Annotated in this window: 14 protein-coding genes and 1 tRNA gene; 8 read left to right on the forward strand and 7 right to left on the reverse strand. The window is 53.5% G+C overall.

Annotated features, from left to right (window positions below; genetic code table 11):
• Window positions 1-41: 41 nt before the first annotated feature.
• Window positions 42-1,202, forward strand: coding sequence for a diguanylate cyclase domain-containing protein (locus ACWGKN_RS03035; RefSeq protein WP_424253280.1), 1,161 nt, complete (start codon window positions 42-44; stop codon window positions 1,200-1,202).
• Here the strand turns inward: ACWGKN_RS03035 and ACWGKN_RS03040 are convergent.
• A complete protein-coding gene (locus ACWGKN_RS03040) occupies window positions 1,180-1,971 on the reverse strand; it encodes a hypothetical protein (protein WP_424253278.1) in 792 nt (263 codons plus the stop codon). The genes ACWGKN_RS03035 and ACWGKN_RS03040 overlap by 23 nt on opposite strands.
• Here ACWGKN_RS03040 and ACWGKN_RS03045 point away from each other — a divergent pair.
• The 3 genes from ACWGKN_RS03045 to ACWGKN_RS03055 are packed head-to-tail and all read left to right on the forward strand — an operon-like array spanning window position 1,940 to window position 6,095.
• Entirely contained in the window at window positions 1,940-4,240 is a 2,301-nt protein-coding gene (locus ACWGKN_RS03045) for a mechanosensitive ion channel domain-containing protein (protein ID WP_452094661.1), read from the forward strand. The genes ACWGKN_RS03040 and ACWGKN_RS03045 overlap by 32 nt on opposite strands.
• Window positions 4,241-4,252: 12 nt before the next feature.
• Window positions 4,253-5,227 carry a zinc transporter ZntB gene (locus ACWGKN_RS03050; protein WP_035229422.1) on the forward strand — a complete coding sequence of 325 codons (975 nt, stop codon included), beginning with the start codon at window positions 4,253-4,255 and terminating at the stop codon, window positions 5,225-5,227.
• A 43-nt stretch (window positions 5,228-5,270) separates the two neighbouring features.
• Window positions 5,271-6,095, forward strand: a complete 825-nt coding sequence (locus ACWGKN_RS03055; protein ID WP_052159935.1) for a lysophospholipid acyltransferase family protein — start codon at window positions 5,271-5,273, stop codon at window positions 6,093-6,095.
• 18 nt (window positions 6,096-6,113) lie between these two features.
• On the opposite strand, the gene ACWGKN_RS03060 is transcribed toward ACWGKN_RS03055, so the two are convergent.
• A complete protein-coding gene (locus ACWGKN_RS03060; RefSeq protein WP_424253273.1) occupies window positions 6,114-6,416 on the reverse strand; it encodes a hypothetical protein in 303 nt (100 codons plus the stop codon).
• Window positions 6,417-6,663: 247 nt separating this feature from the next.
• Between ACWGKN_RS03060 and ACWGKN_RS03065 the strand changes: the two genes are divergently transcribed.
• Window positions 6,664-6,761: transfer RNA gene (locus tag ACWGKN_RS03065), tRNA-Sec, on the forward strand.
• A 3-nt stretch (window positions 6,762-6,764) separates the two neighbouring features.
• Here ACWGKN_RS03065 and ACWGKN_RS03070 read toward each other — a convergent pair.
• Window positions 6,765-7,637, reverse strand: a complete 873-nt coding sequence (locus ACWGKN_RS03070) for a glycine--tRNA ligase subunit alpha (RefSeq protein ID WP_035229428.1) — start codon at window positions 7,635-7,637, stop codon at window positions 6,765-6,767.
• Window positions 7,638-7,860: 223 nt separating this feature from the next.
• Between ACWGKN_RS03070 and ACWGKN_RS03075 the strand changes: the two genes are divergently transcribed.
• The 3 genes from ACWGKN_RS03075 (at window position 7,861) to secB (ending at window position 11,743) form a co-directional block, all read left to right on the forward strand.
• The gene (locus tag ACWGKN_RS03075) at window positions 7,861-8,271 is read left to right on the forward strand and encodes a CoA-binding protein (protein ID WP_052159936.1); all 411 of its coding nucleotides are present in this window, start codon (window positions 7,861-7,863) and stop codon (window positions 8,269-8,271) included.
• A 46-nt stretch (window positions 8,272-8,317) separates the two neighbouring features.
• Window positions 8,318-11,149 (forward strand): excinuclease ABC subunit UvrA, encoded by a 2,832-nt coding sequence (gene uvrA, locus ACWGKN_RS03080; protein WP_452094662.1) that lies wholly within the window; start codon window positions 8,318-8,320, stop codon window positions 11,147-11,149.
• Window positions 11,150-11,269: 120 nt separating this feature from the next.
• Window positions 11,270-11,743 carry a protein-export chaperone SecB gene (gene secB, locus ACWGKN_RS03085; RefSeq protein ID WP_035229433.1) on the forward strand — a complete coding sequence of 158 codons (474 nt, stop codon included), beginning with the start codon at window positions 11,270-11,272 and terminating at the stop codon, window positions 11,741-11,743.
• Between the two features lie 59 nt (window positions 11,744-11,802).
• Here secB and ACWGKN_RS03090 read toward each other — a convergent pair whose 3' ends face one another.
• From ACWGKN_RS03090 to ACWGKN_RS03105, 4 genes are all read right to left on the reverse strand, one after another.
• Entirely contained in the window at window positions 11,803-12,825 is a 1,023-nt protein-coding gene (locus ACWGKN_RS03090) for a hypothetical protein (protein WP_035229436.1), read from the reverse strand.
• A gap of 56 nt (window positions 12,826-12,881) precedes the next feature.
• The gene (gene mshL, locus ACWGKN_RS03095; RefSeq protein ID WP_452094663.1) at window positions 12,882-14,561 is read right to left on the reverse strand and encodes a pilus (MSHA type) biogenesis protein MshL; all 1,680 of its coding nucleotides are present in this window, start codon (window positions 14,559-14,561) and stop codon (window positions 12,882-12,884) included.
• 120 nt (window positions 14,562-14,681) lie between these two features.
• The gene (locus tag ACWGKN_RS03100) at window positions 14,682-16,529 is read right to left on the reverse strand and encodes a tetratricopeptide repeat protein (RefSeq protein ID WP_452094664.1); all 1,848 of its coding nucleotides are present in this window, start codon (window positions 16,527-16,529) and stop codon (window positions 14,682-14,684) included.
• Window positions 16,530-16,613: 84 nt separating this feature from the next.
• Window positions 16,614-17,168 (reverse strand): pilus assembly protein PilP, encoded by a 555-nt coding sequence (locus tag ACWGKN_RS03105; RefSeq protein WP_452094665.1) that lies wholly within the window; start codon window positions 17,166-17,168, stop codon window positions 16,614-16,616.
• Window positions 17,169-17,170: the final 2 nt, after the last annotated feature.

The raw sequence follows: 17,170 nt of genomic DNA on the forward strand, positions 1-17,170 counted from the left end.
CCCGACTCCCGGAATTGTCTCCGCTGGTCGGGAGTTATTTTTTGAATCAATCACATGTGAACGACGATATGGCGATTCCCGAGAGCATCGAAATCCAGCCGTCAGTCAGGAAGCCAGTCATCATGGTGATCGACGATGATTATGCCTTCCGTCTGCAGGTGAGGTTTACCCTTGAAAATAGTGGCTTTATGGTTGTTGATGTCGCCAATGGCGAGGAGGCGATTGCATGTTTTTCAGCAAACCGACCGGATCTGGTCCTGCTCGATGTCATCATGCCGGAGATGGACGGGTTCATGACCTGCCCGGCGATCCGCGGTCTGGCGGGAGGCGCGCACACGCCGGTGGTGATGATCACGGCTCTGGAAGATGCCGAAACCATTACCCGGGCCTTCGATGCCGGAGCCACCGATTTCATCTGCAAACCGATCGATATGCTGATTCTCGGGTACCGGATCCGTTACTGGCTGCGGTCCGGGGCTATCCTCAATGAATTGAAGATCAGCCAGGATCGTCTGTTCAAGGCCCGGGAAGTTGCCCGTCTCGGGCACTGGCAGAGACATCTGGACAACGACGATTTCCAGCTGACCTGCCATACGCCGGAGATGCTCGGTCTGAATCAACCCTGTGAGTATGAATCCTTTTTTGCCAATATCGTCAAGGACGACAGGATGCTGGCAAGAAAAACGATCGACGATGCCTGCCAGGCGGGACTGCCGTTCAGGGTTGAATATCGTGTTATCCTGGGGAATGGCTGCGAACGGGTGATTCTCAACCAGGGAGAGGTCGTCGGCGGCGGTCAGCAGCGGCTGGCCGTTGGTACGGTGCAGGATATCACCGAGATGAAACAGGCGGAGGAGAGGATCCATTACCTGGCCTTCTACGATCATCTCACCGGTCTCGCCAACCGTTCGCTGCTGCGGGAGTACTGGCTGAAAAGGCTGCCGCATGCGCAGCGGAGCGGAAAGATGATCGCGGTCCTGTTCATCGATCTCGATCATTTCAAACGGATCAACGACACCCTCGGTCATCCCAGCGGCGACAAGGCGCTGATCACGGTTGCCGAGCGGCTGCAGGGTATCCTGCGGCACTCCGACATTGTCGCCCGCACCGCCAGAGATGAAGCGACCTCGCTCATCTCCCGCGTCGGCGGGGATGAATTCACCATCATCGCAACGGAAATCACGTCCCCGGGACAAACTTGAAGAGCTGCTGCTGTCGCTGCGGCGGCCCGTGTGTTGAACCGTAACCCCTGCCGAATTCTATGTTGCGTCCTTCTCTCCGACCAGGGGGGAGGCATCGATGCCCGCCGAGCTCTTGCAGCTCGGCCGAATACGGCTTCAGGGTGAATTTCGGGGGAAAAAACACGGTGAAGCCGATCGAGGCCGCACTGCCATCATCGGGTTTTCCGTTCGTTGTGAGCCGTTCGGCTCCGATCTTATGGGCTTCGATCATCCGGGTACTCTGCATAGCTCTCCTGACGCGGGGAGGATGATCCGGCATTGGTTCGAGCAAACGTGAATATTGAATTTTTATCTTGCATAAATAAATGAACTGTGCTAATGAACCGATCCTGGCGCCTCGCGGCGTCGCCTGCCGGCAGTTTTTGCCGGTTGTCGCGTTCCGTTCAGGTGAGGTTACCTTTCTGGCCCACTGCGGCTTTTTCATATATTGACCTGCTACAGACAATCGTAGCAGGTCTTTTTTTTTGGGCGGCTGGTTTGCGATCACCGGGGGCATGAGGACTTCGCAGCAATCAGACTGACGTGGCAATCCGTCATGAATTCCGCTCCATGGCGGCTTCGCTGGTGCCGTCGGACACCGACTCAAGCCTTTCAGCTGCTCTTTCTGCTTTGCAATGCCGGTATATTGTTGTATCTTTATTAAGAAAACCACCTTGTTAACCTCTTTGCTCCCGTCAATTCCGTTTCGGAAGCCATCAATGCATTCAATGAGACATTCGAATTTTATCATCCTCATCAGCCTGTTGGTGGGTCTGTGGATATGCCCGGTGATGGCCGTGGCGGAACCGGTTCAGACCGACAGCACCGATTACGATCCAGTCAAAGGGAACCAGCAGGTCAAGAAACTCATCGGGAATATCGAGAAAAAGCCCGTGGACCCGGGGCAGTACGAATCGTTGCGCAACGAGATCGCCGGGCATCTTCGTCAGGGAGAAAAGCAGCAGGAGGTCTTGCAGAAAGAAGTTGAAGGGATTGATGCAGCCCTGAAGGCCCTTGGGGATAAGGTCGAGGGTGAATCGGCCCGATTGGCCAAGGAACGTGCCGGGCTTGGCAGCATGCGCAAGTTGAAGGAGGCGCAACTGGCGGAATACCGGTTGCTGGCCATCAACGGCAAGGAGGCATTAAAGAGGCTGGAGGTGAAACGGCAGGAAGGCCAGCGCAGCCGGGTCCTTGGCAAGGAGGCGCCGCTCTGGAGCCTGGTGACGGAACTTCGCCGTTCCGCCGGCGAGCGGCTCCTGCCTGATTGGGCGAAAATCCGACAGGGAATCCAGGCGGTGACCGAACACCAGGTGGTGGCCCTTGTCCTGTCCGCCTTCCTGGCGCTGTGGCTGTTCGCCATGCTGGCGGTGAAGGTTGAGCGTTACCTTGACAGCGACAGAGGCGGCAGTCTCGTCCTGCTCGTGGCCCTGATCAACCGGCATTCGCTGTTGTACCGTCTCGGGCTTGCGATCGTGGTCGGAGTCACCAGTGCTTCGTGGCTGCTGCTGCCGCGGGACGAAGCGGCCTCATTTCTGCCGTGGCTCTCTCTTTCTCTGCTGATTGCCTTGCTGCTGCCAGCCCTGGCGGAATCGCTCTGCCGATCCACAGGACAGTCGACCCTTGGCGGCATCTTGAGCGTCCCACAGCGATGGCTGGTGAGATTGGCCGCCGTCGGTGCGGCTCTGCTCGTTTTCACGCTCGGTGCGCCCGACCTCGACCTGGTGTCGGAGCCTGTATCACTTCTTTTGCGATTTGTTGTTGTCTGCTGCACCACCTTCCTGATGGCCTTGACGATCATCTCCCTTTCCTGCTTTATTCCGGTCTTGCGGGCGAGAGGGCGGATGCTCCGGTTTCTTCTTTTCGTTGCGGCGGCGGTGGTGCTGTATCTCGAGGTTTTTGGCTTTCGTGCGTTTTCTTCCCATCTGCTGTCCGGATTTGCCTGGTCGTTTGTGCTTTTCGCCGCCGCAGTAATGGTGCTGGATCTCGCCCGGGCGTTTTTCGCGATCGTGTTCGACAACCGGCACCGGATGTTCGAGCGGCTCGGCATACGCCTCGATGAAGGAGATGAAGATGAACTGCTGCGAGGTATCGGATGGTTGCGGGCGATTCTCAAGTTCATCCTCGCGGTATCGATCCTCCTGGTGCTGGTGGAGATCTGGGACTTTGCGGGGGTGTATGCCCAGGCAATCGTGGCGTTTCTGGTCAATGGCTTCGAAATCGGTAAGTTGCTCATCGTCCCGGCCCGTATCGTACTCGGTATCTTCATCTTCATTGTCGGCTGGTCGCTGACCCTGTGGGTCAAGAAAATCCTCGACCAGAAATGGGAGCAGGAGGCCGCCCTTGCGGAAAGCACCCGTGAAGCCCTCCTCACCGTGACCGGGTATGTGTGCTATGTTGTTGCCGCCATCGTCGGTCTGTCGGTGGCCGGCGTCAATTTCTCGGGACTCGCGGTGATCGCCGGGGCCTTGTCGGTTGGCATCGGTTTTGGGCTGCAGAATATCGTCAATAATTTCGTGTCCGGATTGATTCTGCTGTTCGAACGGCCGATCAAGCGCGGCGATTGGATCGTCGCTGGTTCCACTGAAGGATACGTCAAGAAGATCAGCGTCCGGTCGACCATCATCCAGACCTTCGATCGTGCCGATGTCATCGTCCCGAACTCGGAACTGATCTCCTCGCCGGTCACCAATATGATGTTCAACGATCCGCGCGGACGGCTGAAGGTGTCGGTGGGTGTGGCCTACGGCTCGGATACCGCGCTGGTGCGGCGTCTGTTGCTCGAGATCGCAGGCGGCCATGGGGAGGTGATCGTTGATGGCAGTTCGCCCCGGCCGGATGTCTTCTTCCAGGAATTTGGCGAGAGTTCGCTCAATTTCGATCTGCTCTGTCACCTCAAGAATATCGATAGCCGGGTTCGCGTGCGCAGCGAGATGAATTACCTGATCGATGCGGCTTTTCGCCGGCATGGCATTGAAATTCCTTTTCCCCAGCGTGATATCCACATCAGGACAACTGCATGAACGGACGGAAATATGGAACAGGGCGGACTGGTTAAGGCGTTCATCCTCGACGGCGAAGGCGGGGGAACTGCCATCGGCTGGCCGGATATTGAACGTTGGCAGGCAGATGAAGGGACATTTCTGTGGCTTCATCTCGATTACAGTCATCCGTATGTTCAGCGATGGCTCAAAAACCGCAGGGGGCTCGATTATCTGGTCGTCGAGAACCTGCTTGCAGAAGACTCCAGACCGCGCAGTACACCATTTCATGACGGACTGTTGATGGGGCTGCGTGGTGTCAACCTCAATCCCGGTGCCGATCCCGAAGACATGGTCGCCATCCGCCTGTGGATTGACGGACACGCCATCATCAGCACGGGACAACGGTTCCTTCCCTCGATCGACGATATGCAGAAGGCGATCGAGTCGGGAGACGGGCCGGCCACCCCCGGTGAATTTCTGGCGCGGATGTGTGAATTCGTGATGAACAGGGTCGGTGACGTGGTCGAGGATTTCGAGGAGATCTTCGATGAGCTCGAGGAGGAAATGATGACGGATCATGGCCGCGGGCAGCGGCAGCTCCTGTCCAATCTCCGACGTCAGATCATCGAATTGCGTAAGTATCTCGCCCCGCAACGGGATGCCCTCGGGTACATTCAGGGCTTGAAAATAAGCTGGCTGCAGGATGCGGATCGGTTGCGACTGCGCGAGGTCGCCGATCGTCTGTTCCGCTATGTCGAGGAACTCGATTCGATCCGCGATCGGTCGGTAGTCCTGCATGAGGAGTTGGTCAGTCAGTTGTCGGAGGAGATGAACAAGCGGATGTACATGTTGTCCCTGGTGGCGACGATTTTCATGCCTCTTGGTTTTCTGGCCGGGTTGCTGGGTGTCAACCTCGGGGGGATCCCCGGGGCCTCGGGCAGATGGGGGTTTTCCCTGTTCTGTCTGCTCATTCTGATGGTGTTTGCAATCCAATTGATATATCTGAAGAACAAGAAATGGATATAAGATCGGGGAATGCTGCCGAGCAGGTTTTCGGGGGGAAAAGAAAATGAACGAGGTGTTGAGGGTCGATTCATCGTATTCAACGGCAATGACGAAGAGGAATCCGCCAGGAATCGCGAAAATTTGGCCGTCAGTCTACTTTTACAGCCGTCTTCTTCGTATTATCTACAAGGCAAGCAGGTTGGCCAAAGCAGGCAGGTATGACGGCAAAGAGTGGGCGAAAAGCAGTCTGGATGTCCTGGAACTGCTGGAACGGATTGGGGTGCAGATAGAGATCAGCGGCCTGGCCGAATTCGGCGCCTTCGATGGCCCTTGTGTAATAATCGGTAATCATATGAGCATGATGGAGACGCTGGTCATGCCGGTGATGATCCAGCCGATGAAGCCGGTTACCTACGTCATCAAAGAAAGCCTGCTGACCTATCCGGTCTTTCGGCATGTCATGCGATCCCGGAATCCGGTCGCCGTCACCCGCACCAATCCGCGCCAGGATTTAAAGACTGTCCTGGAGGAGGGCGCCAAACGGCTCGAAGAGGGGACTTCGATCATTGTCTTCCCTCAGACGACCAGGACCACCGCCTTTGATCCGGCGGAAATGACCTCGATAGGCGTCAAACTGGCTAAAAAGGCTGGCGTGCCGATCGTCCCGCTGGCCCTGAGGACGGATGCGTGGATGAATGGAAGATATCTAAAAGATTTAGGCAGGATAAATGTTCTGCGGAAGGTGCACTTTGCCTTTGGTCCAGCGCTTCGGGTCGAAGGCAAAGGAAATGAGGCACAGCATCGGATAACGGAATTCATCACGGCTAAGCTGACCGGATGGAATAAGGGCGACCAATGTGCATCCGGGCATGTGGTGAACCAGGGATAGTTGCGTCTTCAGAGAGATTCAGATCTCATCTTCATCGTCGTCGAGCAGTGGTTCCTCATCGAGTTCATCGATATCTTCTATATCCTCGAGATCCTCGTCCTCTTCTTCGGTATCTTCGCGAAGATCATTTTCTTCGATGTCTAACTCCTCATCCTCCTCTTCAGCGTCGCTGCTCAGGCGCATTGCCTTGGGGATTTTCGACTCGGGGAGAATTATTTCGGTAATCTTCACAATCTCATCGTGGATTAACGGATCGGCCTGGCAGACCTCGCAGTGAGATACGTGCTGCTCGATAAAGGAAATCATGCGGGCTGGGGCCATGGTTTCATCCCTGACATTGAGATACCATGACTTCGCCAGTTTTATAAGTCGTTCGCACTGCATATTGGATATTGTCGAAATTGAAAATAAGGGTGGAGAAAAGGATTCGGGTTTCAGGAATTCAGTACGGCGATAGAGTTCCGTGCTTGTGGTCTGCGACCATCAAAACAGGACAGTATAATAAAAAGTTGTTTTCAAGGTCAACTCTAATTAGTATAGTAAGCCTCCTCTTTTGAACGGCACATGCGGAAGTGGACAGGGCACTGGTGGCTCTCCCGGACTTCAAATCCGGTGTGTGGGGTTAATAGCCTCTCAGGTGGGTTCGATTCCCATGCACTTCCGCCACATTTACGCCTGCTTCAAAAGTGGATGCCCCATCTCCTGCCGCTGAATGACATAACTCTCGGCGACCCGCCTGGCAATATTCCTGATTCGGCCGATATATCTGGTCCTCTCCGATACGCTGATCGCGTTGCGGGCATCAAGCAGATTGAAGGTGTGCGAGCATTTGAGGCAGTAATCGTAGGCTGGCAGGATGAGTTTCTTGTCCACCAGCTTTTTGGCCTCTTCTTCGTATATGTCGAAAAAGGCAGTCAATCGTTCGACATTGGCCTCTTCGAAATTGAAGGTGGAAAATTCAATTTCCGCCTGATGGAAGATTTCACCATAGGTCACCGAATCGTTCCAGGCGATATCGTATACGCTTTCCACCCCCTGCAGATACATGGCGATGCGTTCCAGTCCATAGGTGATCTCGACGGTGGTCGGGTGCAGGTCAATCGAACCGGCCTGCTGGAAGTAGGTGAACTGGGTAATTTCCATGCCGTCGAGCCAGACCTCCCAGCCAAGTCCGGAGGCGCCAAGGGTCGGTGACTCCCAGTCATCCTCGACAAAGCGGATGTCATGCTCCTTCAGGCTCAGGCCGAAGCGTTCCAGGCTGCCGAGATACAGGTCCTGGACCTCGAGCGGTGACGGTTTGAGAACGACCTGGTATTGATAATAATGCTGCAGGCGGTTGGGGTTGTCGCCATACCGTCCGTCGGTCGGCCGCCGGGATGGCTGGGGGTAGGCGGCCCGCCAAGGTTCGGGCCCGAGGGAGCGGAGCAGGGTCGCCGGATGGAAAGTGCCGGCACCGACCTCCATGTCATATGGCTGCTGGATCAGGCAGCCCTGATCGGCCCAGTAGGTGCCGAGATTGAAGATAATCTCCTGGAAATTCATTGAGTTTCCCCGTTGATTCTGTGCCGCTGAAAAAATCGGATTCCGGTCGGCGGCCAAGCCGATGATAAACGATCAATAGTGGCAATGTATATAATTGCTCTCTTGACTTTTGTCCATGGCCTCACCATTATAATTCAACAGGCTACCATAGCCCATTTCACTGGTAAATCATTTTCCTCCTTTCATATCCGGTTGTTTCCCAAATTCTCGAACAGGATCCGCCATGATTCAGCTCAACCCCCATATGGAGATCGGCAACCTTCTGCGTCAGGCCCGGACGATCGCCATCGTCGGTCTGTCGCCCAAGGAAAACCGGCCCAGCAACATGGTGGGCAGGTATCTTCTCGGCGCCGGATACTCCCTTTTTCCAGTGAACCCTGGACACACCGAGATCCTGGGGCTGAAATGCTATCCAGATCTCGTATCTATCCCGGAGCATATCGATATTGTCGATATCTTCAGACGATCTGAAGATGTGTACCCGATTGTCGAAGAGGCCATCAAGATCGGGGCCGGAGCGATATGGATGCAACTCGGCATCGTCAACCGGGAAGCCGCCGCATATGCCCGTCAACACGGTCTTCTCACTGTCATGGATCGATGTATAAAGGTCGATCACAGTACACTCCTCTGAACTGGTCCCCCCTCAGGCAGTTCTTCATCTTTCCCGACGATCCTTGATGGAACCGAAGCTACTGAGCATCCGCGGCGCGCGGATGCATAATCTGAAGAATATCAGCGTTGATTTGCCTCGAAACCAACTCGTTGTATTTACTGGATTATCTGGATCAGGTAAATCGACCCTGGCCTTTGATACCCTCTATGCCGAAGGACAGAGAAGGTATGTGGAGTCACTATCGACCTATGCCCGCCAATTTCTGGGGCAGATGGACAAACCTGATGTCGACGCCCTCGAGGGTTTGTCCCCTGCGGTCTCGATCGAACAGAAAACGACGAGCAAAAACCCGCGCTCAACCGTCGGCACGGTAACCGAGATCTACGACTATCTGCGGCTGCTCTTCGCCCGTTGCAGTCGTCCTCACTGTCCGCATTGCGGCAATGAGATCGTGGCCCAGTCGGTGGAGGATATGGTCGACATCCTCCTCGATCTCGAAGAAGGCACCAAGATTCTGTTGCTCGCTCCGCTTGTTGTGGACAAGAAAGGCCGTCACGATCAGGTACTGGAGCGGGTTCGCAAGGAGGGCTTTGTCAGGGTACGCATCGACGGCACGATCGCTGAGGTGGCTGAATCTCCTGAACTGGAGAAGAATCGCCGACATACGATCGAAGTCGTTATCGATCGGATAGTCATCAGGAAATCCATTCGCCGGCGCCTGTCGGATTCGGTGGAAACGGCGGTCAAACTGGCGGGCGGATATCTGCTGGTGCACTTTGTCGATCAGGGACGGGACCAACTGTTCAGCGAACATGCGGCATGTCACACCTGTTCGATTTCCCTGCCGCCTCCTTCGACGCAGCTCTTTTCGTTCAACAACCCCCAGGGGGCATGCCCGGAGTGCGGCGGTCTGGGGGTGAAACAGTTTTTCGACGCAGCGCTGGTGGTACCCGACGAGAGCAAGAGTATCGTCGAAGGGGCGATCGCTCCATGGGGATGGAGAAAGGACACGTCCTATACCGGGCAGATCCTGGCTGCAGTCGCCGATCATTATGGCTTTTCCCTTGAGATCCCTTTCGGCAAGCTGCCAGCCAAAGTTCAAAAAATCATCCTGTATGGTTCGGGCAGGGAAGATATCCGCTTCCAATACCGCAACGAACGACGAACAACGACGGATGAGCGCCGTTTCGAGGGGGTCATTCCCCAGTTGGACAGAAGGTTTCTCGAAACCCAGTCGAACATGATCAGGGAAGAACTGGGGAAGTATATGAATGAGCAGCTCTGCCCGTCCTGTCGGGGGACACGACTGAGGGCCGAAGCGCTGGCGTATCGAATCGGGAACTGGTCGATCCATGGCCTCGTTTGTCAGTCGATTGCCCAGCTTCTTGTAGAGTTGCCGATGCTGCCTTTCGCGAGCCGGGAATGGAAGATCGGTGAGCCGATTCTCAAGGAGATCGTCGACCGGCTCGCCTTTCTCGGCAACGTCGGTCTCGGGTATCTCTCATTGGAGCGACGGGCAGGGACATTATCGGGGGGAGAGGCCCAGCGCATACGGCTGGCATCCCAGATCGGCTCGCGACTGGCCGGTGTCCTGTACATACTCGATGAGCCGAGTATCGGTCTCCACCAGCGCGATAACCGGAAATTGATCGATACCCTGCAGGAACTGCGGGACCTCGGCAATACCGTCATCGTCGTTGAACATGATACGGACACGATTCTCGCCGCCGATCATGTCCTTGATATGGGGCCAGGGGCAGGAGTGCACGGAGGCGAGGTCGTCTACAATGGATCGGTCTCCGGTCTCCTCCAGGAGGAGCGGTCAGTAACTGGTGCCTATCTCTCCGGGAGGAGGAGGATCGTCGTTCCACCCCAGCGTCGCCCTGTACGGATTGACAAAAATACCGGGTTGAAGGTTAAAAATGCCTCGGTGAACAATCTCCAGTCGATCGATGCCGTCTTCCCTATAGGTGTGCTGACATGTGTGACCGGTGTTTCCGGGTCCGGAAAAAGTTCCCTGGTTATCGAGACGTTGTACAGGCTGACCAAAAAGGGGCTCGAGCGAAGGAAGGACACGGTCGAACTCGATGGAGCGACCCTCTCCGGGCTGAACTCTATCGATAAGATTGTCGATATCGACCAGAGCCCCATTGGCCGGACACCCCGCTCCAATCCGGCAACCTATACCGGGGTTTTTACCCCGATCCGTGAACTGTTCAGCCGCCTGCCGGAGTCCCGGGCAAGGGGCTACACCGCGAGTCGTTTCAGCTTCAATGTCAAGGGCGGAAGATGTGAGACCTGCGAAGGAGATGGCGAGATCAGGATAGCCATGCACTTTCTCCCGGACGTCTATGTATTATGTGAGAAATGCATGGGGAAGCGATATAATTTTGAAACCCTCGACATCGCGTACCGTGGCAGAAACATCCACCAGATACTGGCGATGACGGTGGAAGAGGCATTGGAATTTTTCAAAAATATTCCGGCCATCAAGAATCGCCTGCAGACCCTCCATGATGTCGGGCTCTCCTATATCACTCTCGGTCAGTCATCGGTGACCCTTTCCGGAGGTGAGGCCCAGCGGGTGAAACTGGCGAAGGAATTGTCCAGTCGCGGCACCGGAAGGACGCTCTATATCCTCGACGAACCGACGACCGGCCTGCATCCCGCCGATATTCAGCATCTCCTGAACGTGTTGAACCGACTGGTGGACCAGGGAAATACCGTTATTGTTATCGAGCACAATCTCGATGTCATCAAAACGGCCGACTGGATCATCGATGTCGGGCCGGAAGGAGGGGCCGGCGGTGGCAGGATTGTCACCTGCGGCAGACCGGAGTCTGTCGCCGATACCCCGGTGTCACATACCGGGAGATTTTTGAAACAGATACTGTGACGATGTCCGCCATGTTGAAAAACTTGCCTGATCGACGGAATTACAGTTTAATGCCGCGGCAGGCAGGAAAAATCGAACATGTGAAGGCGTTCCGACAACCAACAACCGACGAGGTACACAATGGCTGAAAACAATGGAAGCCCTGATGCCAGGCCGCGACCAGAGTTCCGTATGCAGAAGATGTATATCAAGGATCTTTCTTTTGAAAACCCTTTTGCTCCGCAGGTCTTCATCACTCCACAGAAGGCCGAACCGAAGGTGGAACTCAATCTCAATATGAATAGCAGGAAGATCGATGAAGATCATTGGGAGGTATCGCTGCAAATCACCGCCAAGGTGATTTCTCGGGACGATGAAAAGGCGATGTTTGTTCTGGAAATCGAACATGCCGCCGTATTTCTTCTCAAAAATATACCGGAAGAGCACTTGGAGATGGTTCTCAAGGTCGATTGTCCGACGTTGCTGTTTCCGTTTACCAGGCAGATTGTCAGCCAGGTATCGATCGATGGCGGCTTCACCCCGTTCCTCATGGAGCCGATCAATTTCATGGGTCTCTTTCAGAGTGCGAAGAAAAAAAGAGAGAGTGAAATGTAAAAAAAAGAGCCGCAGTCTTCAATGACTGCGGCTCTTTTGATGCGGAAATAAAGGCTGTTTTACAAGCCGGTGGTGACGAAATTATCGACCAAGGTCGTCACCCCTTTTTCAATGGCCTTGTTGAACAGCGAATCGTACTGGTTGTCGGCAAAGATAGATTCAGGTGTGACCTTCACATCGACCCTGTTTGTCCACACGACATTTCCAGTGGTAGCTTCCTGTATCCACATACGCAACTGCACCACCGCCTGCTGAACATCTCCGCTCCGATAGGCCTGTTTCCCGATTTCAGAACCGATGGAACCCCAGAGGATGGCATTGGCGTTTTCCCCGTCACTCATGCCAAATATCGTGTCGCTGTCATCGTCATTCCAAGGCCAGTCGCTTTCATGCCCAATGCTGGCGCCATATACCGCGCCGGTAATCTGCTGATTCCACTGGTCGTAAAGATCGGAACTGGCAAAACCGAACATGATCCTGCTTGTGCCGCCATTGATGAACGGCAGGATACCTTTTTTCCATGGTTCCCACGTCGGATCCTGCCGGGATTTGTATTCCAGAATTCTGCCACGGACAATATAGTCGGCCTTGAATGATCTGCCTATCTTGGCAACAGTATTGGTTGTCAACGCATGGGTTCCGGGGCTGTTGGAGGCGTTGACGCCATTAGTCGTGTTCTGTCCGGATATATAGCGAGAGATCTCGGCCTTCATGGTGTCGGACCACTCGTTGGATAATTCGTTGACCAGGGAGACTGACTGAGTCTCTTCATAAGGAACGATGTTGATCACGCCTTCATCAACGAGATACTGGAAGACATCCTCTTGGACAGGCATGGAAAAACCGTTGGCAGAGAACCTGTCGGTCAGTGCCTCCGCCACCGCCATGTTCCTCCTGTAGGCGGAGTCGAAGTTGCCGGCATTCGAGTAGTCAGCGAAGGGGAGAATGACAACCGTTCTTCCTTTGCCAGGTGCATCGAAACCAGGAGCCTGCGGCACATTGAGCGTTTCAACGATCGTTTGACCGCAACCAGCCAAGGTCAGCGCGAGGATTCCAACGACCAGATATTTCAGCCTCTCCATGATTGTCTCCCTACCTTGATAATGGACGTTATCTGTTACGAAATATGTTGTATTCATTAGATGATGTTGGGCTTGAGCAGAATGATCAATTCGCGTTTCTGGTTTATCTTCTCTTCATACCCAAAGAGATACTTGATCAGCGGGATCTTGCCGACCACCGGGGCGAATTCGCCGTTGGAATCCTTGATTTCATCGATCAGTCCGCCGATCACCAGCATTTCACCGTTCTTGACCCGTACCGTCGTGCTCATTTCCCTGACGTTGACGATCGGCAGGCCGACGGTCTGGCCATCGGTGGTGCCGAAATCTCTGTACTCGATCGGTTCGACGAGTTCGGAGGTAACCGGAACGAGGTTGAGGATGATTTCCCTGTCATCGAGGATGGTCGCCGTCAGCGCCATGCCGATACCGGACAGGATGCGTTCGGTGTTGACCGTGTAGGTGGTGGTGTTGTCGTCGGTGTCCTTCTCTGCCTCGACACTTTCGATATAGGTGACGTTGCGGCCGACCGTGATGAGGGCGGGCTGGCCGTTCATCACGCTGAGCTTCGGATTGGAAAGGACCTTGGTGTCGCCCTGTTCCTGGAGGGCATTGAGGAAGACCGTGAAATTCGCGGGATTGATCATTACCTTGGAAACGAATCTGGTCGGGTCCTGGATTTTCCCATGATTATTGCCGTCGTCCCAATTGCCGTTGGTCCCGTCCTCGTTGGCAAAGACGTAGGGATAGACTTGGCCGTCTTCTTTAGAACCAAACTGCACCGCACCGGTGACGGAGAAGTTCTTCAGTACTTGGCTCCAATTGATTCCTATGCTGGAATTCTCGGAAAGTCGTACTTCAATAATCTTGGCTTCAATTGAAATCTGGCGGTACAGTTCTTTCTTCAGGCTTTTGAAATAGGTGTCGACGCGCACCAGCAGGGGACGCGGGGCGGTCACGGTGACCATGCCCACCGGTTTGTCGATAAAGTAGACATTCTTATTGCTCGATCGGACCCGGGTGGCCTCACTGACCACTGTATCGGCCTTCTCGGTTTTATTGGCGTTGGCGGTCTCGGTGGCATTGCCCTGCTTGTTCTGGGTTTCCGCCGTTGTCGTGATCGCCTCGGTCGTCCAGACATCGAGGATGGAGTTGAGATTGGCCTCGATGTTTTTCCAGACGTCGAAATCATTCTCATCCGATTTCAGCTCGATCGTGCCGTCGATGTTGTTTGACTCGTCGTCGTTGCCGAGCAGATTGCCGCCTGAACCCGTTTTATACTTCGATTTGACGAAGGGCATGGCGATATGGAACTGTCGCGTTTCCTTATACTTGATGACAATCGTGTTGCCCTGGATCTCATGGAAGTAGTCGACCTGGCGCAGGAGATTGGCGATCGCCTCGTTGTAATCGTCGTCGGCATTGATATCGACATCGACCAGCACGGTCTGATCGACATCGCTGGCCCAGGAGATGTTCATCGCCTTGATCGTCGCCAGCCGTTTCATGATGTCCCAGAGCGGTTGGGGACCTCGGGTCGATTTGATCGTTGCCCCCACTTTCATCCCCACATCTTCGGATTTGGCCAGATCTTCCCTGCTTTCCTCTCCGACCTGATACGAAGGGGTTTGATACTGCACAGGGAGCGTGTTGGGGGCGGCAGGTTTGGCCGCGACATTCTGCCCGACCGGAGAGGCGGGCGTTGCCGCCGATTTCTCCGTTTCCTTGTTCGGTGCGCTGCATGAGGTGAGCATCATGAACAGCAAGAGGCTCGCGACAAATAAAATGTTCTTGTGAGACTTCATAAAAAACCTCTTGGGATTAAAAAATTGCCGAATTGGATTCATGCGTTATGAGAATGTGCGAGTACTACGCCTCTAAAAGCTGCTTGCGGCCATTCTGCCATGAATATATTTTTTCAAATCCGGTGGCAGTGGGAAACCGGATGCGAGCAATGATTTATACTGGTTGACCGCCTTTTTTGAATCTCCGAGTTTGTCATAGATTCGGGCCTTGGCGATCATCGTATCCATCGTCTCACCATAAGATGCACTATATTTGTCCAAGAGTTTGATTGCCTGATCGTTCTGGCCGTTGTTTTCACAGAAGGTGGAGAAACTGATAAGGGCCTCCTTCATTGGTGGATTCCCGCTGATGCTCTGGGTGAAGTATTCCAGCGCTTCAGAGTTTCTCTGCATATTGGCTGACCCTATCGCAGCGTATAATGCAGCTCGATTATTGCCCGGTTCCTGTTTGAGGCTCTCTTTGGCGTAATGAACAGCCTTGGCGTTCACCCCGAGATTGACGAGGTAGATCGTCGCCAATCTGTTGGATATCTTTGCATTGGCTGGCCAGAGCTTGTAGGCCTGCTCGTACAATTCCGCAGCCTCCTCAAAGTTCTCATTTTCGTCAGCTGTTTGAGCATTACGCAGGATTTCCTGGGCTTGTAGCACTTCTTTTGGAAGATTTGCGGATTGTTCGATGATCAGGGCATCCTGTTCGACAATCCCCGGATCTGCCTGGACTGCGAGATTGTCCTCGAGTCGATCTGGCCAGATGAATTCTTTTTTGTTCGGATAGATGACAATGGTGTTGAACCGCTCTTCCCTCTTCAAATCCTTGAGGTTACAGATGATATCCAGAGCAAAATCCCACGGCACATCGGTCAGCGCCAGGGTTAAAGAGCCGGTCACGGCCTCATCGACGATGATATTGATATCGGTGAACTGGCGGAACAAGCGGAAGACATTGTGGAGATCGATTTTATAAAAATCGACACTGATGCGCTGCTTGTCATATCCGGCAAATGAAAATGTATCCTCAATTGCAACCTTGGGGTCTGTTGCTTCAGCATTTTTATCCGATTTTTTCCCCTCTTTGGCGAGGATGCTTTCTGTTTCCCCAATAAGAGAATCAAGAGTCTTGTCGGTTGATCGGGAAGTTTTCTGATCTTTGTCGGCAGATGCGGTTTGGCCGGGCAGTGCCGAGTCTTCCTTGATGCTCACCACAATCTGGCCGGATTTATCAGTCACGCTATAATCGAAAAGCGACGAAGAAGCCGAATCAAAAATGAAACGAGCACCATTGCCTTGCTGTACTACACGAATTTTATCGACGGCTGTGCCGACCTTCTTTTCACGGATAAGCTCTGAAATATTTACATTTTCTATATCAATGTACATCTTCGGTTTTTCGTTTTTGCTCCCGGTAATGGTATCCGATGTATAGTTCGTTACAGGGGACGAAGCGACAAGCGTAACGAGCGTTTCAGCCGGGCTTGTCTTGACGGAGATATCAGTTATTGCCGTTGAAGCAGACGAACTTGAAGGTGGGGCAGTTTTTTCACCAGCGGGTCCACCGGCAGTAGGTACAACCTGCACCTTAATAAGATAACCGTCTCGGGTGATCTTATAATTATGGGAATCTGCAATGGTGAACTCGAAACGGGTGACCGCGGGGTCCTGATCGGAGTGAACGGAGGTCTTGAGCGAGACGAATTTATTATCAGAAATAATCTTTGATTGAAGATTTACGGATTTGTCGAATGCGGCATTGGCAATGTCGAGAACGACCCGGAACGGTGAGAAACGCTCCGACACTGTATAGACCGGTTCCGAATTACCGACGATCGACAGGTTGAGAACGTCACCCTGGAGATCTGACTGGATCTTTGATATTTGGTACAGGGAGGTTTTGTCTTTTCCGGGGATAGCTTCTGCTGCCATTACTGCTGATGTCGAAAAAAACAAGAGCAGACTGAGCACAGAGAAAATGGCCGATTGGGGTATAATGAACCTTTTGTACATTTTCTATTCTTCTCCCTCTTTTTTTAAAACCATATCAATATATGAAAGAATCTTTTTCCCTCCACGAGTCTCGGCCATCTCTTCAACTAGGACCTTGTTTGGCGAAATGGCCTTCACTATACCTCGCCTGCCGATTTTCGTTCCTTCGGTCAAGACATACCCTTTGCCAGTCGAATCCTGGACCATGGCGAATTTGTCTTTGCCTGTTTCCATGAGTGCAACAAGACTCAATTGAGCCGGTTCAAACAACTGCATCCCGGTTAATGGCTCCTTTTTGTCGATGATCTCATTCGGATCACCCGTTTCCTGATCGGTGGTTTTATCCGTTATAAAGGGCAGGAAAGGGTCAGGCCTGTTTTCCATAATATAGTTGAATGGCTTGGTCTGAGATGGCTTCGTTGCTACAGATTGATTTGCAGCAACTGCTGATTGCGCTGCATCCTCAGCCCTGGATTCAACTGTTGTGCAGAGAAATACTGAAAAAAACAACATAGACCCATAATAGAATATAAAGCTTGACGTAGTCAGGCTCAGAGATGGCAATCGCGTTTTTTTCATAC

This window comes from Desulfoprunum sp. (assembly GCF_053613775.1).